General features: G+C 72.9%; 16 protein-coding genes and 1 tRNA gene. 9 read left to right on the top strand and 8 right to left on the bottom strand.

Annotation, left to right across the window (positions count from 1 at the left end):
* Nucleotides 1-103: 103 nt before the first annotated feature.
* The 3 genes from ABZ312_RS22925 to ABZ312_RS22915 form a co-directional block, all read right to left on the bottom strand.
* Nucleotides 104-1,081 carry a ribose-phosphate diphosphokinase gene (locus ABZ312_RS22925; protein ID WP_329187428.1) on the bottom strand — a complete coding sequence of 326 codons (978 nt, stop codon included), beginning with the start codon at nt 1,079-1,081 and terminating at the stop codon, nt 104-106.
* Nucleotides 1,082-1,220: 139 nt separating this feature from the next.
* Nucleotides 1,221-2,660, bottom strand: coding sequence for a bifunctional UDP-N-acetylglucosamine diphosphorylase/glucosamine-1-phosphate N-acetyltransferase GlmU (gene glmU, locus ABZ312_RS22920; RefSeq protein WP_500359305.1), 1,440 nt, complete (start codon nt 2,658-2,660; stop codon nt 1,221-1,223).
* Between the two features lie 107 nt (nt 2,661-2,767).
* Nucleotides 2,768-2,838: transfer RNA gene (locus ABZ312_RS22915), tRNA-Gln, on the bottom strand.
* A gap of 245 nt (nt 2,839-3,083) precedes the next feature.
* On the opposite strand from ABZ312_RS22915, the gene ABZ312_RS22910 reads away from it, so the two are divergent.
* Both ABZ312_RS22910 and ABZ312_RS22905 read left to right on the top strand, forming a co-directional pair.
* Entirely contained in the window at nt 3,084-4,073 is a 990-nt protein-coding gene (locus ABZ312_RS22910) for an acyl-CoA desaturase (RefSeq protein ID WP_500329003.1), read from the top strand.
* A gap of 76 nt (nt 4,074-4,149) precedes the next feature.
* The gene (locus ABZ312_RS22905; RefSeq protein WP_018559808.1) at nt 4,150-4,752 is read left to right on the top strand and encodes a TetR/AcrR family transcriptional regulator; all 603 of its coding nucleotides are present in this window, start codon (nt 4,150-4,152) and stop codon (nt 4,750-4,752) included.
* An 88-nt stretch (nt 4,753-4,840) separates the two neighbouring features.
* Here ABZ312_RS22905 and ppc read toward each other — a convergent pair whose 3' ends face one another.
* On the bottom strand, nt 4,841-7,570 hold the full coding sequence (gene ppc, locus ABZ312_RS22900; RefSeq protein WP_500329004.1) for a phosphoenolpyruvate carboxylase: 2,730 nt from the start codon (nt 7,568-7,570) through the stop codon (nt 4,841-4,843).
* A 139-nt stretch (nt 7,571-7,709) separates the two neighbouring features.
* Between ppc and ABZ312_RS22895 the strand changes: the two genes are divergently transcribed.
* Complete coding sequence (locus ABZ312_RS22895; protein ID WP_500438644.1) at nt 7,710-9,065, top strand: sensor histidine kinase; 1,356 nt, start codon at nt 7,710-7,712, stop codon at nt 9,063-9,065.
* 433 nt (nt 9,066-9,498) lie between these two features.
* On the opposite strand, the gene ABZ312_RS22890 is transcribed toward ABZ312_RS22895, so the two are convergent.
* Nucleotides 9,499-9,978, bottom strand: a complete 480-nt coding sequence (locus ABZ312_RS22890; protein ID WP_499512255.1) for an SUKH-3 domain-containing protein — start codon at nt 9,976-9,978, stop codon at nt 9,499-9,501.
* Nucleotides 9,975-10,469: a YwqJ-related putative deaminase gene (locus ABZ312_RS22885; protein ID WP_500438643.1), complete on the bottom strand. Its 495-nt coding sequence runs from the start codon at nt 10,467-10,469 to the stop codon at nt 9,975-9,977. Before ABZ312_RS22885 ends, ABZ312_RS22890 begins: the two co-directional genes overlap by 4 nt.
* 312 nt (nt 10,470-10,781) lie before the next feature.
* On the opposite strand from ABZ312_RS22885, the gene ABZ312_RS22880 reads away from it, so the two are divergent.
* The 4 genes from ABZ312_RS22880 (at nt 10,782) to ABZ312_RS22865 (ending at nt 15,854) form a co-directional block, all read left to right on the top strand.
* Nucleotides 10,782-11,348: a hypothetical protein gene (locus tag ABZ312_RS22880; RefSeq protein WP_500360893.1), complete on the top strand. Its 567-nt coding sequence runs from the start codon at nt 10,782-10,784 to the stop codon at nt 11,346-11,348.
* A 77-nt stretch (nt 11,349-11,425) separates the two neighbouring features.
* Nucleotides 11,426-12,412 (top strand): HNH endonuclease, encoded by a 987-nt coding sequence (locus ABZ312_RS22875; protein ID WP_499512252.1) that lies wholly within the window; start codon nt 11,426-11,428, stop codon nt 12,410-12,412.
* Nucleotides 12,413-12,420: 8 nt separating this feature from the next.
* On the top strand, nt 12,421-14,802 hold the full coding sequence (locus tag ABZ312_RS22870) for an SUKH-4 family immunity protein (protein WP_500438642.1): 2,382 nt from the start codon (nt 12,421-12,423) through the stop codon (nt 14,800-14,802).
* An 89-nt stretch (nt 14,803-14,891) separates the two neighbouring features.
* A complete protein-coding gene (locus ABZ312_RS22865; protein WP_500438641.1) occupies nt 14,892-15,854 on the top strand; it encodes a DivIVA domain-containing protein in 963 nt (320 codons plus the stop codon).
* Here ABZ312_RS22865 and ABZ312_RS22860 read toward each other — a convergent pair.
* Complete coding sequence (locus tag ABZ312_RS22860) at nt 15,839-16,423, bottom strand: Uma2 family endonuclease (RefSeq protein WP_500328695.1); 585 nt, start codon at nt 16,421-16,423, stop codon at nt 15,839-15,841. The genes ABZ312_RS22865 and ABZ312_RS22860 overlap by 16 nt on opposite strands.
* A 4-nt stretch (nt 16,424-16,427) precedes the next feature.
* Nucleotides 16,428-17,912: an MFS transporter gene (locus tag ABZ312_RS22855; protein WP_500328694.1), complete on the bottom strand. Its 1,485-nt coding sequence runs from the start codon at nt 17,910-17,912 to the stop codon at nt 16,428-16,430.
* 368 nt (nt 17,913-18,280) lie between these two features.
* Here ABZ312_RS22855 and ABZ312_RS22850 point away from each other — a divergent pair, with 368 nt between their 5' ends.
* On the top strand, nt 18,281-19,069 hold the full coding sequence (locus tag ABZ312_RS22850) for an ABC transporter ATP-binding protein (RefSeq protein WP_499512247.1): 789 nt from the start codon (nt 18,281-18,283) through the stop codon (nt 19,067-19,069).
* On the top strand, nt 19,066-21,645 hold the full coding sequence (locus tag ABZ312_RS22845) for an ABC transporter permease (RefSeq protein ID WP_500328693.1): 2,580 nt from the start codon (nt 19,066-19,068) through the stop codon (nt 21,643-21,645). Before ABZ312_RS22850 ends, ABZ312_RS22845 begins: the two co-directional genes overlap by 4 nt.
* The last annotated feature ends 445 nt before the right edge of the window (nt 21,646-22,090 follow it).

The raw sequence follows: 22,090 nt of genomic DNA, 5'->3' as shown, positions 1-22,090 counted from the left end.
CGATAACGGAGTCCGCCGCCGAAACGGGAACGGCCTCCCTCGCCGAGCAACTCGCTGAGTCTACCCGGCGGGGAGGCCGCCCCGGAAATCGATCAGACGGTGATCAGTGCGCGTCCTCGAAGAGGCTCGTCACGGAGCCGTCCTCGAAGACCTCGCGGACCGCGTTGGCGATCGTCGGCGCGATGGACAGCACCGTGATCTTGTCCAGGTCCAGTTCACCCGGCGTCGGCAGGGTGTCGGTGAAGACGAACTCGCTCACCTTGGAGTTCTTCAGCCGGTCCGCGGCCGGGCCGGACAGGACACCGTGGGTGGCGGTGACGATGACGTCCTCCGCGCCGTTGGCGAACAGGGCGTCCGCCGCGGCGCAGATGGTGCCGCCGGTGTCGATCATGTCGTCCACCAGGACGCAGATGCGGCCGCGCACGTCACCGACCACCTCGTGCACGGTGACCTGGTTGGCGACGTCCGGGTCGCGCCGCTTGTGGACGATGGCCAGCGGCGCGCCCAGGCGGTCGCACCAGCGGTCGGCCACGCGCACCCGGCCGGCGTCGGGGGAGACGACGGTCAGCTTCGAGCGGTCGACCTTGGCGCCCACGTAGTCCGCCAGTATGGGCAGCGCGAACAGGTGGTCGACCGGGCCGTCGAAGAAGCCCTGGATCTGGTCGGTGTGCAGGTCGACCGTGAGGATCCGGTCGGCGCCCGCGGTCTTCATCAGGTCGGCCACGAGGCGGGCCGAGATCGGCTCGCGGCCGCGGTGCTTCTTGTCCTGGCGGGCGTAACCGTAGAACGGCACGACCACGGTGATGCGCTTGGCGGAGGCCCGCTTCAGCGCGTCGATCATGATCAGCTGCTCCATGATCCACTTGTTGATGGGAGCGGTGTGGCTCTGGATGACGAAAGCGTCCGAGCCGCGGGCCGACTCCTCGAAGCGGACGTAGATCTCACCGTTCGCGAAGTCGAAGGCCTTCGTCGGCACAAGGTTGACGCCCAGCTCACGTGCCACCTCCTCCGCGAGCTCGGGGTGTGCGCGGCCGGAGAAGAGCATCAGCTTCTTCTCACCGGTCGTCTTGATCCCGGTCACTGCACCGTCTCCTTGGTGTTCAACGCAGCTTCGCCCTCGGTGAGGGAGCTGGCGGAATTGTGTGCACCTCACACGGTACGCGCTGCGTGGCGCGACCGCGCACGTGGGGAAGGCCACCCCGCACGCGCTCCCCCGCCGGTCAGGCCTCCGGCGCGGCCTGCTGGGCTTGTTCGGCGGCGTGGGCCGCCGCGCTGCCGGGCCGCTTCCTGGCCACCCAGCCCTCGATGTTGCGCTGCTGGCCGCGCGCGACGGCGAGCGAACCGGCCGGCACGTCCTTGGTGATCACGGAGCCCGCGGCGGTGTAGGCGCCGTCCCCGACTGTGACGGGGGCCACGAACATGTTGTCGGAGCCGGTGCGGCAGTGGGAGCCGATCGTGGTGTGGTGCTTGGCCTGCCCGTCGTAGTTGACGAAGACGCTGGCGGCGCCGATGTTCGTGTGATCGCCGATCGTCGCGTCGCCGACGTAGGACAGGTGCGGCACCTTGGTGCCCTCGCCGAGGGTGGCGTTCTTCATCTCGACGTAGGTGCCGGCCTTCGCCTTGGGGCCGAGCTTGGCGCCCGGGCGCAGGTAGGCGAACGGGCCGACCGAGGCGGCCTCGCCGATCTCCGCGCTGACGGCCACGGTGTTGCTCACCGTGGCGCCGGGGCCGACCAGGGTGTCGGTCAGCGTGCAGTTGGGGCCGACCACGGCGCCCGAGGCGAGCCGGGTCGCGCCGTACAGCTGGGTGTTCGGCAGCACCAGGGTGTCGGGCTCGAACTCCACGGTGACGTCCAGCCAGGTCGACGCCGGGTCCATGATCGTCGCGCCCTCCAGCATCGCCCGGTGCAGCAGGCGGTCGTTGAGGATGCGGCGGGCCTCGGCGAGCTGCACGCGGTTGTTGATGCCGGCGATCTCGCGGTGGTCCCCGGCGACCGAGGCGCCGACGCGGTGGCCGGCCTCGCGCAGGATGCCGAGGGTGTCGGTGAGGTACTCCTCGCCCTGGGCGTTGTCGGTGGTCACCTTGGCCAGCGCGTCGGTCAGCAACTGCGCGTCGAAGGCGAACACCCCGGAGTTGATCTCGGGGATGGCCCGCTGCTCGTCGGTGGCGTCCTTCTGCTCGACGATCGCCAGCACCGAGCCGTCGGCGTCGCGCACGATGCGGCCGTAGCCGGTCGGGTCGGGGACCTCGGCGGTCAGCACGGTGACGGCGTTGCCGTCGGCGGCGTGGGCCTCGACCAGCGCGCGCAGGGTGTCCGGGGTGAGCAGCGGGGTGTCGCCGGCGGTGATGACCACCGTGCCGGTCAGCTCCGGGAGTTCCGCCAGGCCCGCCCGGACCGCGTGGCCGGTGCCGTTCTGCTCGTACTGCACGGCGGTGCGGATCTCGGCGTCGGTCCCGGCCAGGTGGGCGGTCACCTGCTCGCGGGCGTGACCGACCACGACCAGCAGGTGGTCGGGCTCCAGGGCGCGGGCCGCGGCCACGACGTGTCCGACCAGGGAGCGGCCGCTGATCGTGTGCAGGACTTTGGGGGTCGCCGACTTCATACGGGTGCCCTCACCCGCGGCAAGGACGATGACGGCGGCCGGGCGGTGGGCGCTCACGGAACGGACTCCTCGGCGTGGGGTGAAGGTCACCCGAAGGATACCGGGGCGTTTCGGGCGGGGAACGCGGAAGGGTCGCGACGGTTGCCGCGACCCTTCGGTCAGTGCTCCGCTGCCAGGATTCGAACCCGGACTTAAGGGACCAAAACCCTCAGTGCTGCCGTTACACCACAGCGGAAGGAAACCCCGGCCGAACAGGACATCCGGTCAGGGTGCCCGTCTGGCCTCCACCACTATGCCGCACCGGCGGCCTCCAATGCGACGAGAAAGATCGGTACTTCCCCTCGTGAAAGGTGGGTACAAGTGCCAAGAGCCGTATTCCCGCCGACACGCGTGCTCTGTTCGGCCTTCACTTAGCCCTGCCATACTTACGAAGCCGTAAGTTACGGTGGCGTAGCCCCCGACCTTCATTGAGGGACCACCATGACCACACAGACCGACGTGATCACCGAGTCCCCGGAACCCGGGGCCGGCTCCGGGGCCCCGCTTCCCCGCGCCACGCTCGGTGGTGACAAGAAGCAGTCACTCGAGCAGATCACCCTCGGACTCTTCATCGGCATCCCCTTCCTCGCCCTCGTCGCGGCGATCCCGCTCGCGTGGGGATGGGGCCTGAGCTGGCTCGACCTCGGCCTGATGGTGGGGATGTACTACCTCGGCTGTCACGGCATCACCATCGGCTTCCACCGCCACTTCACCCACGGCTCCTTCAAGGCCAACCGCCCGCTGAAGATCGCCCTGGCCATCGCCGGGTCGATGGCCGTCGAGGGACCGATCGTGCGGTGGGTCGCCGACCACCGCAAGCACCACAAGTTCTCCGACGCCGACGGCGACCCGCACAGCCCCTGGCGCTACGGCGAGACCGTCCCCGCGCTGATGAAGGGCCTGTGGTGGGCCCACATGGGCTGGTTGTTCGACGAGGAGCAGACCCCCCAGCACAAGTACGCCCCCGATCTGATCAAGGACCCGGCGATCCGCCGGATCAGCCGTGACTTCTGGCTCTGGACCTCCGTCTCGCTGCTGCTCCCGCCGCTGATCGGCGGCCTGGCGACGATGTCGTGGACCGGCGCCGCCACCGCCTTCTTCTGGGGCTCCCTGGTCCGTGTGGCCCTGCTGCACCACGTCACCTGGTCGATCAACTCGATCTGCCACGCGGTCGGCAAGCGGCCCTTCCGCTCCCGCGACAAGTCCGGCAACGTCTGGTGGCTGGCCGTGCTGTCCTGCGGCGAGTCCTGGCACAACCTCCACCACGCCGACCCCACCTCCGCCCGGCACGGCGTGCTCCGCGGCCAGGTCGACTCCAGCGCCCGCATCATCCGCTGGTTCGAACTGCTCGGGTGGGCCAGTGACGTACGGTGGCCGACCGCTGACCGGATCGCCGCCCGCCGTAAGGAGAGCGTCAGCGAAGCGGCATGATTGACGGGTGAGCGACGGCAGAAGCAGCAGCAGGGGCAGCGAGGGCACGCCGTCGCGGCGTGCCCGACGGGTCCGCATGACGGGCAAGGAGCGCCGCGAGCAACTCCTCGACGTGGGGCGCACGCTCTTCGCCGAACGCGGTTTCGAGGGCACCTCCGTCGAGGAGATCGCGCACAAGGCGGGCGTCTCCAAGCCCGTCGTGTACGAGCACTTCGGCGGCAAGGAGGGCCTCTACGCCGTCGTCGTGGACCGCGAGATGCGGTGCCTGCTGGACATGGTCACCGGTGCCCTCACCGGTGGCCATCCGCGCGAACTGCTGGAACAGGCGGCCTTCGCGCTGCTGGACTACATCGAGCAGTACACCGACGGCTTCCGGATCCTCGTGCGGGACTCGCCCGTCGCCCAGTCCACCGGCACCTTCGCCTCACTGATCAGCGACATCGCCACCCAGGTGGAGGACATCCTGGGCATGGAGTTCAAGCAGCGCGGCTTCGACGCCAAGCTCGCCCCGCTCTACGCGCAGGCGCTGGTCGGGATGGTGGCGCTCACCGGGCAGTGGTGGCTGGACGCCCAGAAGCCCAAGAAGGCGGAGGTCGCCGCGCACCTGGTGAACCTGTCCTGGAACGGCCTGTCCGGGCTCGAGCCCAGGCCGCGGCTGATCGGCCACCGCAAGAACTGACGCCGCGCCCCGCTCCGCACGCACAGGACGAAGGGCGGTGCCCCCCCCGCGGGGGGCACCGCCCTTCGTCGTGTCCTGCGGCAGGTGGTCAGCCGGTGTTGCGCAGGCCGGCCGCCACGCCGTTCACCGTCAGCAGCAGCGCGCGGGCGAGCAGCGGGTCGGGCTCCTCGCCGCGGGCGGCGGCCTCGCGCTGCCGGTGCAGCAGCGCCACCTGGAGGTAGGAGATCGGGTCGAGGTAGGCGTCCCGGATCCGGAAGGTCTGCTGGAGCACCGGCTGCGCGTCCAGCAGCTCCGCCTCACCGGTGATCCGCAGCACCTCGGCGACCGTCAGCTCGTGCTCGGCCTTGATGACGTCGAAGACGTGCTTGAGCCCGTCGGGCACCAGGGTGCCGACGTAGTGCTCGGCGATCCGCAGGTCGGTCTTGGCCAGCGTCATCTCGACGTTGGACAGGAAGTTCCGGAAGAAGTGCCACTGCTCGTACGCCTCGGCGATGTCCGCCTCCCGGCCCGCCTCGCGGGCGGCCCTCAGGCCCGAGCCGACGCCGAACCAGCCCGGCACGATCTGCCGCGACTGCGTCCAGCCGAACACCCACGGGATGGCCCGCAGCCCGTCCAGGCCCGCCCCGCTGTCCGGGCGGCGCGAGGGGCGCGAGCCCAGGTGCAGCTCGGCCAGCTGGTCCACGGGGGTGGAGGCGAAGAAGTACGCGGGCAGGTCCGGGTCCTCCACCAGCCGCCGGTAAGCGGAGTGCGCGGCGTCGGAGACCACGTCCATGGCCGCGTCCCAGCGGGACAGCGCCTCCTCGGACTGGCGGGGCGCGGTGTGCAGCGCCGAGGCCTGCAGCGTGGCCGCGACCGTCAGCTCCAGGTTCTCCCGCGCCAGGGACGGGATCAGGTACTTGTCGGAGATGACCTCGCCCTGCTCGGTCACCTTGATCTCGCCCTCCAGCGTGCCCCACGGCTGCGCCAGGATCGCGTCGTGCGTCGGGCCGCCGCCCCGGCCGACGGTGCCGCCGCGGCCGTGGAAGAGCCGCAGCCGCACCCCGTGGCGGTGCGCCACGTCACGCAGGCTCCGCTGCGCCCGGTGGATCTCCCACTGCGAGGTGGTGATGCCGCCGAACTTCGAGCTGTCGCTGTAGCCGAGCATGACCTCCTGCACGTCGCCGCGGAGCGAGACGAGCTTGCGGTACGAGGGGTCGGAGAGCATCTCGTCGAGCAGCCTGTCGGCGACCTTCAGCTCGTCGGTGGTCTCCAGCAGCGGCACGATGCCGATCTTGGCGATCCCCGCGTGCAGGTCGATCAGCCCGGCCTCGCGGGCCAGCACCGCCGCCGCGAAGACGTCGTCGGAGCCCAGGCACATCGAGATGATGTACGACTCGACCACCTCGGGCCCGAACCGCTCGAAGGACTCCCGCACGGTGTCGAAGACGCCCAGCGTCTTCGCCCCCGCCGCATCCAGCGGCGCCGGGGACGGCGCCAGGGGCCGCCGCGAGCGCAACTCCTTGGCGAGCAGCCTGCGCCGGTAGTCCCGCGGCATGTCCGCGTACCGCCAGGACTCCTCGCCGAGCCGGTCGAAGAGCTGGCCGAGGGCGTGGTGGTGGGCGTCGGCGTGCTCGCGGACGTCCATCGTGGCCAGCTGCAGACCGAAGGCGGCCAGCGTGCGGATGGTGCGGTCCAGACGGCCGTCCGCGATCAGCTCACCGCGGTTGGCGCGCAGCGAGTCCTGCACCAGACGCAGGTCGGCCAGGAGGCCGCCGGTCCCGAGATAGTCGCGGCCGGGCACGTGCGGCGTGCCGCCGGCCAGCCGATCCCGGGTGTTGAGCAGCTTCTGCCGGATGCAGGTGGCCTTGAGGCGGTAGGGCTCCTCCGCGTTCAGCCGCTTGTAGCGGGGGCTGATCTCCGGGAGGCGCTGCAGGTCCTGCTCCAGGTCGGCCAGCAGCTCGGGTGAGGCGCCCGAGTTGCGGATCGAGTTGGACAGCGCCGCGCGCAGGTCGTCGACGAGCTCCAGGGCGTCCGTGATGCCGTGCTCGTGCTGCAGGATCAGCACGTCCCAGGTGACCTGCGGGGTGACGTTGGGGTTGCCGTCCCGGTCGCCGCCGATCCAGGTGCCGAAGGTCAGCGGGCGGGTCTCCGCGGGCAGCGGCACACCGACCCGCTCCAGCTCGACCGCCAGGTCCTCCAGCACGTCGCCGACCGCGCCCGCGTGCAGCTCGTCCAGGTAGTAGATGGCGTTGCGCGCCTCGTCGGCGGGCTCGGGGCGCACGACACGCAGTTCGTCGGTCTGCCAGAGCAGGTCGATGTTCTCCGCCAGACGCAGGTCGCTGCGGCGGCGGTCCCCGCCCCCCTCGACGGACTCGTCCAGCAGCGCGGCGATCACCCGCAGCTTGTTCAGCACGCTGCGGCGGGCCGCCTCGGTCGGGTGGGCGGTGAAGACCGGACGCACGTTGAGGTTGCGCACGGTCTGCCGCAGGTGCTCCGGGTCGGCGTCCTTGAGCAGGTCGGCCGTACGGGCCAGCAGGCCGCCATCGGCCGCCCTGCGGGAACGCAGCTCACGGCCCCGGTGCACCTGCTCGGTGACGTTGGCGAGGTGGAAGTAGGTGGAGAACGCCCGTACCAGCTTGGCCGCGGTCTCCAGATCGGTCTCGCCGAGCAGGGCGGCGGCGGCCTCGCCGTCGCTGCGGGTCAGCGCCCGCACCCTCTCGACGAGATCGAGGAGCTCCGGGCCCTCCTGCCGGACGAGCGTCCCGCCGAGGAGGTCTCCCAGGCGGCGGATGTCCGCGCGGAGGGGGGCGCTGCCGGTGGTGTTGTCGGCGCTGCTCACAGGTGCGGCTCCTCGTGCAGTGGAATGGTCGGCGGCATTGTCCGGACCGCGCTGTCCGACGGCACAAGGATAGGTCGGGGCCGCCCCACGGACCGGGGCTGACCGCCAGGCGGACACCGTCGCGTCTAGGCTGGTCCGTATGAGTACGACGGGGGAGTACGTACCGGACGGGGCCGGCGGACGAAGCCGGGCGGTCGCCGGGCCGTGGTGGTGGCCCAGGCGGCGCAGCATGGTGCTCGACGTGTCCCTGGCCTTCGTCTCGGCCGTGGAATGCCTCCTGGAAGGCGCGGCCTTCGCCGAGAAGTCCGGGGTCTCGCCGGTCGTCACGGGTCTGTTCGGCCTGCTGGTCGGCTCGGTGCTGGTGCTCCGCAGGCGCTGGCCGGTCCTGGTCGTCCTGGTCTCCATCGCCGTCACGCCGGCCCAGATGGGCATCCTGCTGAGCATCGTGGGCCTCTACACCCTGGCCGCCTCCGACGTACCGCGGCGGATCATCGCGGTGCTGTCGGGGATGACCATGCTCGGCATGCTGATCGTCACCTTCCTGGAGATGCACGGTGACCTCGGCGGCGCGGCGTACCACGCGCCGCTGGCCGTGGTCGTCCTCACCTCCGTGCTCGCGGCGGTCGGCGTCACCGCGCCGCCGGTGCTGCTGGGCCTGTACGTCGGCGCCCGGCGCCGGCTCGTGGAGAGCCTGCGGGAACGGGCGGACGGCCTGGAGCGGGAGCTGTCCCTGCTGGCCGAGACGGCCACGAGCTCCGCGGAGCGTGCCCGCATGGAGGAGCGCACCCGCATCGCGCGCGAGATGCACGACGTCGTCGCACACCGGGTGAGCCTCATGGTCGTGCACGCGGCCGCGCTGCAGGCGATCGCCGTCAAGGACCCCGAGAAGGCCTCGGCCAGCGCGCAGCTCCTCGGGGACATGGGGCGGCAGGCGCTCAACGAGCTGCGCGAGATGCTGGGCGTCCTGCGGGCGGAGCCGGTGATGGCGGCGCGGGCGGCGTCGGCGGGTGCGGCGGTCCGTGTCGTGGCCGCTGCGGAAACGATTGCGCCCGCCCCGTCCCCGTCCCCGCCCCCGGCCGCGGCCGGGGACGCCGAGACGGAGGACGAGCAGGGGCCGTGCCTGGCCGAGCTCAGGCGGCTGCTCGACGAGTCGCGGGCCACCGGGATGGACGTCGAGCTCACGGTGGAGGGGGAGGAGCGTCCGCTGGCGGCGCGGGTCGAGGCCACGGTCTACCGCGTCGTGCAGGAGGCGCTCACCAACGTCCACAAGCACGCGCCCGGCGCGTGGGCCCGCATCCGCCTCGCCTACCGCGAGGCGGAGGTCGCGGTCCTGGTGCAGAACGGGCCCTCCGACGGGGCGCCCGCGCTGGTGCTGCCCAGCGGGGGCAACGGGCTGGTCGGCATGAAGGAGCGCGTCACGGCGCTCGGCGGGGGGTTCGCCGCCGGCACGACCCACGAGGGCGGGTTCCGCGTCTCCGCGATGCTTCCCGCGTAGCGGTACGGCCCGGGGTGCCCCTCGCGGCCCGTTGTTGGGTGCGGGTTCGTTGCGCCTGCGGCGGGCGGTCCAGGTCGGACCCCGGATGCCGCACAACACCTACACGTCAGCGTCCAGAACGCCCACCCTCCCCCAGCCTTCGGCCGGGGGTGCCCCCAACGACCCGCCCCCTCCGTATCGCCGGGCGGCCAACGGCCGGTGGGGGTTCAGAAAGCGGTCCGGGGTTGCCGCAGGTGCCTTACTCACCCCCCACCGGCCGTCATGCGCCCCAACACACGGGAGGGGGTGGGGCGGGGTGCGGCCATGGGGGTCCCCCCGGCCGAAGGCTGGGGGAGGGACGGCGGCGGGGAAACCGCCCGCCGCAGGCGCAACGCACCCGCACACAACAACCGGCCGCAAGGGGCACCGCAAACGCAACGACCCGGCGGCGCGGTCAGGTCGTGAGGCGGTGGGGGCGGGAGCCCGTCGTGAGGGCGCCGAGGGCCGCGTCGATGGTCGGGCCCAGGTAGTAGTCGCCGGTGTGGTCGAGGCAGTAGACGCGCCCCTCGGCGTCGATCGCGAGCTGCCCGTGGCCCGCGGACTCCTCCCCGAGCGGTGCGACCTCCGTGTCGAGCGCGCTGCCGAGGTCGCCGAGGGTGCGCGCGAGGTGCAGCCCGTGGAGCGGGTCGACGCGGACCGTGCTGGGTGCGACGTGGCGGCCGGGGGAGGTGACGGCCGGCACGGTGAGGCCGCCGAACTCGGCCCAGGCCTCTACGGCGGCGGGGAAGACGCTGTGGCGGTGGCCGCCGGGGGAGACGTAGGCGCGGAGCGTGTCGGCCCAGACCTCGGCCTGCCGGATGTCCCAGCGGCCGGGCTGCCAGCCGGCGGCGCGCAGGGCCACGTCGACGCCGACGGGGAAGCGGGTCGAGTTCATTCGGCGTCGGCTCCCGGGTCGAAGGCGCGGACGCCGAAGTGCGCGAGCAGCGCCTCGCAGGAGCGGCAGGGCGGGGCGTAGGTGCCATGGGCGGGGTCGCCGTCCTCGCGTATGCGGCGGGCGGTGAGCTTGGCGCCCTTGAGGGCCTTGCGGGCCTCGCCGTTCGTGAGCGGCTTGCGCGCGGCGCGCTTGCTGCGGGCGCCGTCGACGGTGGTGAGGTGGCGGGACAGCAGCACCGGCTCGGGACATCGCCCGGTGAAGCGCTCACGCTGGGCGACGGGGAGGGCGTCGAGGACGTCCTGGACGAGCGGGTGGAGCGGGGGCGGCTGGTCCGCCTTGGCGCCGGTGCAGGTGAGGACCTCGTTCTTGACGGACAGCGCGGCGGCGACCGCCGGCAGGATCCCGTCGCGCCGGTGGCGCAGCGCCGGTGGCGCGGGCGCTTCGTCGGCTCCCCAGTTGAGCCGCGGATCCGCGGCGTCTCTCGTCAGCATCTTCGTACGGCCCTCCGATCCGTCCTCGCGCCGAGGACGTCCCCCTATGTGCGTAAGACTGCCAAACGGACAAGGCGTTACGGAAGTCGGTTGTGAGGTGAGAGGTTTACTTTGTGCCGGATGTCACGGCACTGTGGGGAGATGCGTATCGTCGTCCGGTGTGCTGCCGCAGTGGCGCTCCTTGCGTTGGCCATTGGTTGTACGGATAGTAGCGCCGGGTCGGACGGGAGAGGGGCCAAGCCCACGGAGAACGGCCGGGATTCGACCACGGCCTCCACGGGAGGGGCACAACGCACGCTCACCGCGGCCCGGTTGAAGGCGGCGCTGATCACCTCCGCCGATGTGCCCGGCTACGTGGTGACGGGCGGCGCGGGCGTGCCCGTCCCCGAGGAGTCGCTGACCGCGGACCGGCCCGGGTGCCGTCCCCTGTCCGACCCCGTGAGCAGCCGCCCCGTCCGGCCGCGCACGGCCCAGGTGACGGCCGCCGTCACCACGCGCGGGGCGCTCGGCGGTGACGGCGGGCTGGACCTGCTGCTGCTCGCCGCCCACCGGCCCGGCGAGGCGGGCGAGGTCGTCGCCGGGATCACCGCCGCCCTGAGGCAGTGCCGTTCCTTCGGGACGACGGACGGGGAGGGAGGCGCCCGGCACTTCGCCGTCCGTCCCGCGCGGGCCCCCGCGGTGGGCGACGAGGCGGTCGCCTACGTGATGACCGACACCGCCGACGCCACGCGAGGCACCGCCACCGTCACCGTCGTGCGCACCGGGGGCAGCACGGCAACCTACGTCACGGTCAAGCCGTCCGGTGACCCCGCCGGACCGCCCCTGGCCGTCGCGCGCGCCCAGCACGGGAAACTCGCCGCGGCCGCCGTCCAGCCGTGACCGGAACCAGCTCAAGCGCCTCTTGCCACACCCCATAGGCTGTGCCCAACACCGGATCCAGCATGGGGGCATCGGCAATGACGACAGGTCGGCCCGGGTATCGGGCCGCGCCACCGAACGCGGCTTACGCCGGTCAGATCGTGCACTTCCCGGACCCGGTGCGGCGCGCCCGCCACCCGCAGGGCGTACGCGTGGACGAGCGCGGCTTCCCCGACTTCTCGCCGTACGCCCGCGCGGCGGCCGAGATCGCCGAACCGCCGGACGGCTTCGGCATCGACGAACTCCGGCTGACCGACTACGTGTCGGCCAACGCCGCGCAGCACGCCGCCGGTCACGAGTTGTGGGGCAGCCTGTCCCCCGTCGCCACGCCGCACGGGTGGAGCTGGCACCACGTCGCCGGCAGCCGCCGTCTGGAGCTGATCCCCGCCGAGGTCAAGTCGTTGCTGCGGCACCACGGGGGCCTGGCCACCACCGCCTCCGCCGACCACGACAAGCGCGGCACCCGGCCGCTCCAGGAGACCCGGCCGGTCCACTTCGGCGTGCGCAAGGACGGGGTCGCCGTCACCGAGCAGCAGGTCCGGGACGTCGAGGAGGAGCTCGGCTACCGGCTGCCCGGCGCGTACCGCACCTTCCTCAAGGCGGCGGGCGGCAGCGCACCGCGCGGTGTGGCCCTGCTGCCCATGCTGGGACTCCTGGTCGACCAGCCCTTCTTCACCGTGCGGGACGAGGCGGCGGCCAACGACCTCGGCTACGTCAACAAGTGCCTGCGGGACCACCTCACCAAGGACTACCTGGCGATCTCCTACGTCCAGGGCGGTGTGCTCGCCGTGAAGGCGCGCGGCGCCGACCTGGGTTCCATGTGGCTGTGCCCGTACGACGACGTGCGGGACGCCGACGGCGCCTTCGGTTCCACCGAGGAGCGGGTCACCGGGCTGCTGCTGCCCTGCGGCGAGGACTTCGACGCCTTCCTCGCCGCGCTCGCCGGCGACCCGCCGGAGCTGGAGACGGTGGCGAACCTGATGGTGGACGGCGGCTTCGCCCGCGCCGTCCCGGTGGAGGGGTGAGGCAGGACATGGTCACGTTCGCGGAGGCGCAGGAACGCGCCGAGCGGTGGATCAACGCCGACGTCCCGGCCTACCTCGCACGTGAGGTGCAGGTGCGGGAGTTCGACCGGGGCTTCGTGGTCTGGTCCGAGCCGAGGGACGGCGGTCCGACCTCGGACGACGGGGAGACCCGCATCGTCATCGCCCGGGACAGCGGCGACGCCACGCTCTGGCCCGCGCTGCCCGTGGGCGAGATCATCCGCCGCTGGGAGGAGATCTACGGCGCCGCGGCCGGCGCGGTCGCGGACGCCGTGCCGGAGCGGCCCCGGCGGATCGACCTGGAGGCGACGTCCTTCCTGCTGAGCCCGCCGCAGTGGCTGCAGGACGCCGCCGACCGGCTCGGCATCCCCGACCGCCGTGACGTTCCGGACGGCGGTCGGGCCGACACCGTCCCCACACCGCCGCGCGCCCCGGCCCCGGTCAGCACGCCCGGTCCCGCCACGCCCACCCAGCCGTACGTCCCGACCCCGACCCCGCCGATGCCGACCCCGTACGGCGGCGCGCCCACCCCGCCGCCCGCCGCGTGGCGGGACGCCAACGACAGCCAGGGCGCGGGGGCGTCCGTGCCGCCGCCGGCGACCGTCTACGCGCCCCCGATCAGCGACTCGGACGACGCCCACACCCCGCCGCCGATGACGAGCGCCGACGCCAGCACCGAGCGGCTGCCCGGTGTGGCGGAGGCCGGGACGCCGCTGCCGCGGCCCCAGGTGCAGGGCGGTTACGGCTACCCCGGCGCGGGCGCCGGCACGCCGCCCCCACCGGCTCCCGGGCCCGGCGCCTACGGCTACCCGGGCGGCTCGTCCACGCCCCCGCCGCCGGGGCCCCCGCGCTCCCCGTTCGGCGGTCCGGCCGTGGCACCGCCGCCCCCGCCGCCGGTGGCCCAGCAGGGCCCGCCCCCGCCGCCGCCCGCGCCGTCCACCCCCGCCAGGCCCGCCCCCGGGGACGTGCACCACGCCGCGACGATGCTGTCCCGCCCGGACGGCCCGCCTCCGCCGCCCCCGCCGCCGCCCGGTCCCGGCCGCGGCGCCGCCGACGTGTCCGCCGCCGAGACCTCGAAGGCCGGCCCGCCCGGACCGCCCGCGCCGCCGCCCGGTCCGGGCGTGCCCGGCACCCCGGCCGCCGGGTACGTGCCCACGCAGCTGGTGCAGGCGCTCCCCGCGAACGACCGGCCCGGTCCGCCCGTACCGCCGCAGCCGGCGGCCGGGGACGTGCACCAGGCCGCGACGATGCTGTCCCGCCCGGACGGCGCCGCCGGGGCGTCGGCACCGCCCCCGCCGCCGCCCGGTCCGGTCGCGGCGCCGCCGCAGCCCCCGGCGTACGGCTACCCCCAGCAGCCGCAGGCCCAGCCGCAGCCGCCCACCGGGGTGCCCACGGTCGGCCCCGGCTACCTGGCCGTGCTCCGCTACCGCGCGCAGGACGGCTCGGAACAGCAGCTGATGCGCCGCTCCGCACCCGGCACGCCGCACCCGGAGTGGCAGATCCTGCACGAGCTGCGCGCCCTCGGCGTGCCGCCGCAGGCGGTGCTGGAGCTGCACACGGAGCTGGAGTCGTGCGACCTGCCGGGCGGCTACTGCGCCCGGATGATCCGCGAGACCTGGCCCCAGGTGCGGATCAGCAGTACCGCCCCCTACGGCAAGGACCACGCGAGCCGTCGCGCGGGCGTGCAGCACCTGCTGACGCACCTCGGCGAGCTGCACCAGGTGGCGAGTGCCCCGGCGCACGCGCACCCGCACCGGGTGCCGCTGCCCGAGCAGCACCAGGTCCAGCGGGTCTCCCCGATCCCGCTGGACGCGATCGGGCAGGAACTGGCGCAGTCCTTCGGGCCGCAGGGCGTGTTCCGCTTCGACCAGCGGGCGGTCGCCCGGCAGGGCGTGCCGGACCTCGTCGCGCAGACGCTCACCTGGTCCGGGCTGCCGGTGGACTTCGGGCCGTTCTTCTGGGCCCAGGCCCAGCCGGGGCGGCCGGTGCCGACCCTGGCGGAGCTGGCGGCCGAGCGCGGCGTGCAGCCGGCCCCGGACGCGGGCTCGTACCTGGTGATGGGCAATGACTTCGGCCGCCAGCTGTGCGTGCAGTACGGCACGGCGCACATCGTCGCGGTGCCGCTGGAGGCCGGGCCGGGCGGTACGGCTCCCGTGCCGCAGTTCGTCAACTCCAGCCTGCCGGAGTTCGTCCGCTGCCTGGCACTGCTCGGGAAGATGTGGCGCTGGCGGCTCGGCCTGACGCCCGAGCAGGCGGGCCGCTGGACGGTCGACTTCCAGAACCAGCTGGCCGCGCTCGACCCGGCCGCGGTGGCGTCGCCCGAGCACTGGTGGCCGGTGCTGATCGAGCAGATGTGGGACGGGATGCTCTAGGTCCCCGTACGGCGTCGCTCCGGCCGGTCTGCGGGCCGGTCGGAGTGTCGCGTTATGGGTAAATCCGGCAAATCCCCGAGAATAGGGGTATGAGCACGGCACACCCCCGCGGCGGCCACGGCTTCGCCACCGTCCGTGGCCGCGGGTACCGCACCGAACAGGTCGACCGCTTCCTGGAGGAGCTGTCCGAGGACCGCGACGCTGCCTGGGAGCGCGCCGCGCGGCTCACCGTCCTGGCCAACGAGATGACCGCGGAGTGCGCCGCGCTGCGCGAGGCGGTCTCCACGCTCTCGCCGCCCACCTACGAATCCCTCGGGAAGGGCGCACTGGACCTGCTGCGGCTGGTCGAGGAGGAGGCGGCCTCCGTACGCGAACAGGCCGAGGAGGAGGCCCGGCACGCGCACGACGCGGCCGCGGCCGCCCGCCGCACGCTCATGGACGAGGCCCGCGCGGCCGCCCACGCCCGCCGCGGCACCGCGGACGAGCAGGCCGAGCAGGTGCTGGAGCAGGCCCGTGCCGATGCCGGGCGCGTGCTCGGCGAGGCCCGCGAGGAGACCGGCCTGCTGCGGGACGAGGTCGCCCGGGAGCTCGACGCCGCGCGGCGGGAGGGCGAACAGGCGCTCGCCGAACTGGAGAAGGAGCACCGCGAGCGCTTCGACACCCAGGAGCACGAACTCGCGGAGGGCGAGGCCGGGGTCGACTCGCGCCTGGCCGAACTCACCTCCTACGCCGAGGCCATGGTGGACGACGCCCGCCGGGCCCTGGCGGAGACGGAGGAGGCCGCGCGGCGCCGCCAGGAGGAGGCCGACGCCGCCGCCGCGGAGCTGCTCGCCCAGGCCCGGGTGCGGGAGGAGCGCATCCGTCTGGCCGCCGAACGCGAACTGCGCGAGCACGAGGTCCGCCGGGAGGAGATCCGCGAGCACCTCGCCCACGTCCGTGGCAGCCTCGCCGCCCTCACCGGCCGCGAGGCCCCCGACGCCGAGGAGGAACCGGGCCCCGCCGCCCCCGACGTTCCCTCCCCCTCACCCGGGGACGATCAGGAACCGTCGTAGGCGGGGAACTCCCCGCTGTCCAGGACCCACGGCCGCACGGGGACGGCGTCCCCGAAGGCGTAGTCGTGGCGCGCCCGGTAACGGGGGCCGTCGTCGCCGGGCGCCGGTCCCGGATCGGAGAGGACGGCCAGCGTCCTGTCGCGCGGGTCGATGATCAGGTACAGCGGGATGCCCATGGCGGGGTAGTCCCGGGCCTTCTCGCGGTAGTCGTTCTCCGGGTTGGACGTGGAGACGACCTCGGCCACCAGGGTGACGTCGGCTGGGTCGAGGAAACCGGGGGTGTCGAGGGCCTGTTCCGGTACGACGACGAGGTCGGGCCGGCGCATGCGCCCTATGGCGGGCGCCTCGATCTCGGGACCGCTGTGGGCCACGTGACCGGCCCAGTCCGGATCGTCGGCCATCTGCCGCTCGATCTGCCGCCGCAGCCGCAGGGCGATCAGCTCGTGCCGGTTGACCGGCGGCATCATCATCGTGATGACGCCCTCGCCGATCTCCACGGCCCAGGTGTCCTCGCGCTCCATCAACTCGTCGGCGATGGCCCGCATGCGCGCGTAGGTCTTCGCGTCCACGGCGTCACCGTACCGCCGGGTCCTCCTCCAGGACCGGGAAGCGGCGGGGCGCCACCAGGAGGACGGCGGCCAGGGACAGGACCGCCGCGACGGCCGCGCCGGCGTACACGTGGTTGACCGCCGCCGCGACGGCGCGGCGCACGTGGTCGTCGATGTGTGCGGCGCCGGCGATGGAGTCGAGGTCGGTGCCCGAGCCGTGCAGGCGGGAGGCGAGGGTGGCGTTGGCGACGGCGCCGAAGACGGCCGCGCCGACGCTCTGGCCGACCTGGCGGCAGAAGAGGATCGACGAGGTGGCGGTGGCCCGTTCGCTCCACGGGACGGTGGACTGCACGCCGACGATCAGGGGGAGCTGGAAGAGCCCGAGGGCGGCACCGAGCAGCAGCATCACCAGGGTGGGCTGCCAGGCGGGACCGGCGTACGGGAGCAGCACCAGTACGACGAGGACGACGGTGGCGGCCGCCATGCCCAGGGCGGCGGTGTTGCGGAAGCCGATGCGCAGGTAGACGCGGTTGCTGAGGGCGGCGGACAGCGGCCAGCTGAGCGTCATCACCGACAGCACGAAGCCCGCCGCTATCGGCCCGAGCCCGAGCACGGTCTGGGCGTACGTGGGGAGGAAGACCGTCGGGGCCACCATGAGGACGCCGAGCATGCCGAGGGCCAGGTTGACGGCGACGATCACCCGGCGCCGCCAGACCCAGCCGGGGATGATCGGCTCGGCGGCCCGGCGCTCGGCCCACACGGTGAGGGCGCCCAGGACGAGGCTGCCGCCGAGCAGCCACCACCGGGCGGGCCCGCCCTGCACGAGGCCGGTGATCAGCAGCCCGCCGGAGAGGAAGAGCAGCAGCGCGCCGGGCCAGTCCACGCGGTGCCGGGTCCGCTCGCCGACCCGCTCGCGCAGATGACGGGAGATGAGCAGGAGCGCGACCGCCCCGACGGGCAGGTTGATCAGGAAGATCCAGCGCCAGCTGGCGTAGCCGGCGAACAGCCCGCCGCACAGCGGCCCGAGGACGGCGGAGACCGCCCAGACCGTGGAGATCGCCGCCTGGATGCGGCCGCGCTCCTTGAGCGGGTACAGGTCGCCGGCGATCGTCTGCACGGTCCCCTGGATGGCGCCGCCGCCGAGCCCCTGCACGATGCGGAAGGCGATCAGGCCGGCCATGTTCCACGCCCCGGCGCACAGCACGGAACCGAGCAGGAAGATCCCGATGCCGGTCAGCAGCACGGGCTTGCGGCCGAAGGTGTCGGCGAGCTTGCCGTAGACCGGGAGGGTCACCGTGACCGCGAGCAGGTAGCCGGAGAAGAGCCAGGAGAAGACGGAGAAGCCGCCCAGCTCGCCGACGATCTGCGGCACCGCGGTGGAGATGATCGTGGAGTCCATCGCCGCCAGCGCCATGGCCATCATCAGCGCGGCGACCACCGGGCCGCGCCGCTGCGGCCCCGTCCCGGAAGCGGTGGCGGCTGCGGTCGCGGTCTGCTCGGTGCGCTCCACGGGACCCCCTGGTTGTGTGTACGACACACGATTTCATGCCGGGCCCCCGCGCGCACAGGGGGTTCCCGCAGGCCGGACGGCAGGGCTTGAACCTCCCGCGACCGGAGGGTGCAGGCTCGACCCCGAGCCGGGTCCGCCGAAAGGTGCAGTCCCCCTAGGGGTCCCACCGAACTTTCTCCTACCCCCGGTTCGTACCGGCGGAGGACGAGGGAGCCCTCCTGGGCTCCCTAGCCTTCTGGTGGGGCTAACCCCCGGGCCGATACGGAGACCCGCACCATCGTCCCGGCCCCCTCCCCGAAGCCAGTCTTGGTAGGCGACGCAGCCCGCCCCGAAACGGCGGCGACGACCACTCGAACAGGAGCAGTCCAGTGACAACGGCAGTATCGATTCCCAAGTCCGGGGGCAGCGGAGAACGTACGGCCGTGGCCGCCCGGGCCCGTCAGGTCACCAAGGCGTACGGCTCGGGCGAGACCCGGGTCGTGGCCCTGGACGCGGTCGACGTCGACATCGACCGCGGCCGCTTCACCGCGATCATGGGGCCCTCCGGCTCCGGCAAGTCGACCCTGATGCACTGCCTCGCCGGTCTCGACACCGTGACCGACGGCCGGATCTGGGTCGGTGAGACCGAGATCACCAAGCTGAAGGACAAGAAGCTCACCCAGCTGCGGCGGGACAAGATCGGCTTCATCTTCCAGGCCTTCAACCTGCTGCCGACCCTGAACGCGGCCGAGAACATCACGCTGCCCATGGACATCGCCGGCCGCAAGGCCGACCCCCAGTGGCTGCAGCGGGTCGTGGAGACCGTCGGCCTGGCCGGACGCCTCAAGCACCGGCCCGGCCAGCTCTCCGGCGGTCAGCAGCAGCGCGTCGCGGTGGCCCGCGCCCTCGCCGCCCGGCCGGAGATCATCTTCGGTGACGAGCCGACCGGCAACCTCGACTCGCGCGCCGGCGCCGAGATCCTCGGCTTCCTGCGCCGCTCGGTCGACGAACTCGGCCAGACCATCGTCATGGTGACGCACGACCCGGTCGCCGCCTCGTACGCCGACCGCGTCCTCTACCTCGCCGACGGCCGGATCGTCGACGAGATGCGCGACCCGACGGCCGACTCCGTCCTGGAGCGCATGAAGGACTTCGACGCCCGCGGGAGGACGTCGTGACCGTCGTCAAGACCTCGATGCGCAACTTCGTCGCGCACAAGGGACGCATGGCGCTGTCCGCCATCGCCGTCCTGCTGTCGGTGGGCTTCGTCTGCGGCACGCTCGTCTTCACCGACACCATGACCTCCACCTTCGACAAGCTCTTCGCCGCCACCGCCTCGGACGTCACGGTCACGCCCAAGGGCGCGCCCAGCGACGACGAGATGCAGATGACCACCAAGGCGGCCACCGTGCCGGCCGCCACGGTCGCGCGGCTGAAGGAGGTCGACGGCGTCAAGTCCGCGACGGGCGAGGCCAACAGCCAGACCCTGACCGTCACCGACGCCGCCGGCGAGAACCTCGGCCCGACCTCCGGCGCCCCCACCATCGCCACGAACTGGGACTCCACGGAGCTGCGTTCGGTCGACGTCACCTCCGGCCACGCCCCGCGCGGTCCCACCGAGGTGATGGTCGACGCCGACACCGCCGACAAGAAGCACCTCGAACTGGGCGACGAACTGCGCGTGATCGCCATCCCCGGCGAGTTCCACGCCCGGATCACCGGCATCGCCACCTTCAAGGTCACCAACCCCGGTGCGGCGATCTTCTACTTCGACACCGCCACCACCCAGACCAAGGTGCTCGGCGCCAAGGACGTCTTCAGCAGCGTCGGCCTGACCGCGAAGCCCGGGGTCAGCGACGAGCAGCTGAAGAAGAACGTCACCGCCGCCCTCGGCTCCACCGCCGGCTACAAGGTGCAGACCCAGGCCGAGTGGACCGCCGAGAACCAGAAGGACATCGCCGGCTTCCTCGACGTCATCAAGTACGCGATGCTCGGCTTCGCCGGGATCGCCGTCCTCGTCGGCGTCTTCCTCATCGTCAACACCTTCTCGATGCTGGTCGCCCAGCGCACCCGGGAGATCGGCCTGATGCGGGCCATCGGCGCCAGCCGCAGCCAGGTCAACCGCTCGGTGCTGGTCGAGGCCCTGCTGCTCGGCGTGGTGGGCTCCGTGCTCGGCATCGGCGGCGGCGTCGGGCTCGCCGTCCTGCTCATGAACCTCATGGGCAGCGTGGGCATGAACCTCGACACCTCCTCCCTGACGATCAAGGCCTCCACCCCGGTCATCGGGCTCGTCCTCGGCGTCGTGGTGACCGTCCTCGCGGCCTACCTGCCCGCCCGGCGGGCCGGCAAGGTCTCCCCGATGGCCGCGCTGCGCGACGCCGGCACCCCCGCCGACGCCCGCGCCGGCAGGGTGCGCGCCGCGATCGGCCTCGTCCTCACCCTCGCGGGTGCCGCCGCCCTCGTCGCCGCCGTGCAGGCCACCAAGGCCGCGGACGGCTCGATGTTCCTCGGCCTCGGCATCCTGCTCACCCTGGTCGGCTTCGTGGTCGTCGGGCCGCTGCTCGCCGGCGTCGTCGTCCGGGTGATCAGCGCGGGCGTCCTGCGGGCCTTCGGCCCGGTCGGCCGCCTCGCCGAGCGCAACGCGTTGCGCAACCCCCGGCGCACCGGCGCCACCGCCGCCGCCCTCATGATCGGCCTCGCGCTCGTCGCCGGACTGTCGGTGGTCGGCTCCTCCATGGTGGCCTCGGCGACCGACCAGCTCGACAAGTCGGTCGGCGCGGACTTCATCATCGCCTCCGACAGCGGCCAGCCGATCACCCCGCAGATCGAGCGGGCCATCAAGGCCGCGCCGCACCTCGCCCACGTCACCGACTACAAGTCCCTCGACGTCAAGCTCACCGCCCCCGACGGGTCGGTGTCCGACACCTCCCTGTCCGCCGCGGACCCGACATACGCCCAGGACCTCCAGGTCAAGACGGTCGCCGGCGAGCTGTCGGCCGCCTACGGCACCAACGCGATGTCGGTCGGCGAGAACTTCGCCGACAAGCACAAGGTCAAGCTCGGGGACGAGCTCGCCGTCCGCTTCGCGCACGGCGAGACCGCCACACTGACGGTCGCCGCCATCACCTCAGCGGACACCGTCTTCGACCAGGGCGCGATGTACACCAACATCACGACCGCGGCGCGCTACGTGCCGGCCGACCGGATGCCGATCAACGACATCATGTTCGCCGCCGCCAAGGACGGGCAGCAGGACGCGGCCTACGCCGGGCTGAAGAAGGCGCTGCACGACTTCCCGCAGGTCCAGGTCCGCAACCAGGCCGACTACAAGCAACTGCTCAAGGACCAGATCGGCCAGCTGCTCAACCTGATCTACGGCCTGCTGGCCCTGGCGATCATCGTCGCGATCCTGGGCGTCGTGAACACCCTCGCCCTGTCGGTGGTGGAGCGCACCCGGGAGATCGGCCTCATGCGGGCGATCGGCATGTCGCGGCGGCAGCTGCGGCGCATGATCCGCCTGGAGTCGATCGTCATCGCCCTCTTCGGCGCGGTGCTCGGCCTCGGCCTCGGCATGGGCTGGGGCGCCTCGGCCCAGCAGCTGCTGGCGCTCCAGGGGCTCGGGATCCTGGAGATCCCCTGGCCGACGATCATCACCGTCTTCATCGGCTCGGCCTTCGTCGGACTCGTCGCGGCGCTGGTGCCGGCGTTCCGGGCGGGGCGGATGAACGTGCTGGGCGCGATCGCCACGGAGTAGGCCTTGCGGCCCATGGCCCCGGGTGCGCCTCGTGCGCCCCGGGGCCGTCGCCGTGTGCGGGTTGTTTGCGCCTGCGGCGGGCGTCCACCCGCCCGCCCGCCCGATTGCCCGGCGCGGTCAGTGCGGGCCTGCGCTCTGTTGGTTCGGGGTCGGTGCCGCGCCGGCGCACTCCCCCAGCCTTCGGCCGGGGGGACCCCCACAGCGCTCGCGGTTTACGTCCACGTCGTTGCGTACCGGGTTCGCCGCTCGTCTCTGCCAGCCTTCGGCCGGGGGGACCCCCATGGGCGCACCTCGCCACACCCCCTCCCGTTGTCGGGGCGCATGACGACCGGTGGGGGTCAGTGGGGCACTTGCGGCAACCCCGGACCGCCTTCTCACCCCATCCGGCCGTTAGTCGCCCCAACCGGCAGGAGGGGGTGTGGCGGGGTGCCCCCGCAGGGGACGA

The sequence above is a fragment of the Streptomyces sp. NPDC006207 genome (genome assembly GCF_040613835.1).
Lineage (GTDB): Bacteria > Actinomycetota > Actinomycetes > Streptomycetales > Streptomycetaceae > Actinacidiphila.
Note: the sequence above shows the minus strand (reverse complement) of the source record. Positions and strands in the feature narration are given on the sequence as shown.

Coding starts and splice junctions, on each gene's coding strand:
- ABZ312_RS22910 (WP_500329003.1), top strand. CDS start 3,084: ATGACCACACAGACCGACGTGATCACCGAGTCCCCGGAACCCGGGGCC.
- ABZ312_RS22905 (WP_018559808.1), top strand. CDS start 4,150: ATGACGGGCAAGGAGCGCCGCGAGCAACTCCTCGACGTGGGGCGCACG.
- ABZ312_RS22895 (WP_500438644.1), top strand. CDS start 7,710: ATGAGTACGACGGGGGAGTACGTACCGGACGGGGCCGGCGGACGAAGC.
- ABZ312_RS22890 (WP_499512255.1), bottom strand. CDS start 9,978: ATGAACTCGACCCGCTTCCCCGTCGGCGTCGACGTGGCCCTGCGCGCC.
- ABZ312_RS22885 (WP_500438643.1), bottom strand. CDS start 10,469: ATGCTGACGAGAGACGCCGCGGATCCGCGGCTCAACTGGGGAGCCGAC.
- ABZ312_RS22875 (WP_499512252.1), top strand. CDS start 11,426: ATGACGACAGGTCGGCCCGGGTATCGGGCCGCGCCACCGAACGCGGCT.
- ABZ312_RS22870 (WP_500438642.1), top strand. CDS start 12,421: ATGGTCACGTTCGCGGAGGCGCAGGAACGCGCCGAGCGGTGGATCAAC.
- ABZ312_RS22865 (WP_500438641.1), top strand. CDS start 14,892: ATGAGCACGGCACACCCCCGCGGCGGCCACGGCTTCGCCACCGTCCGT.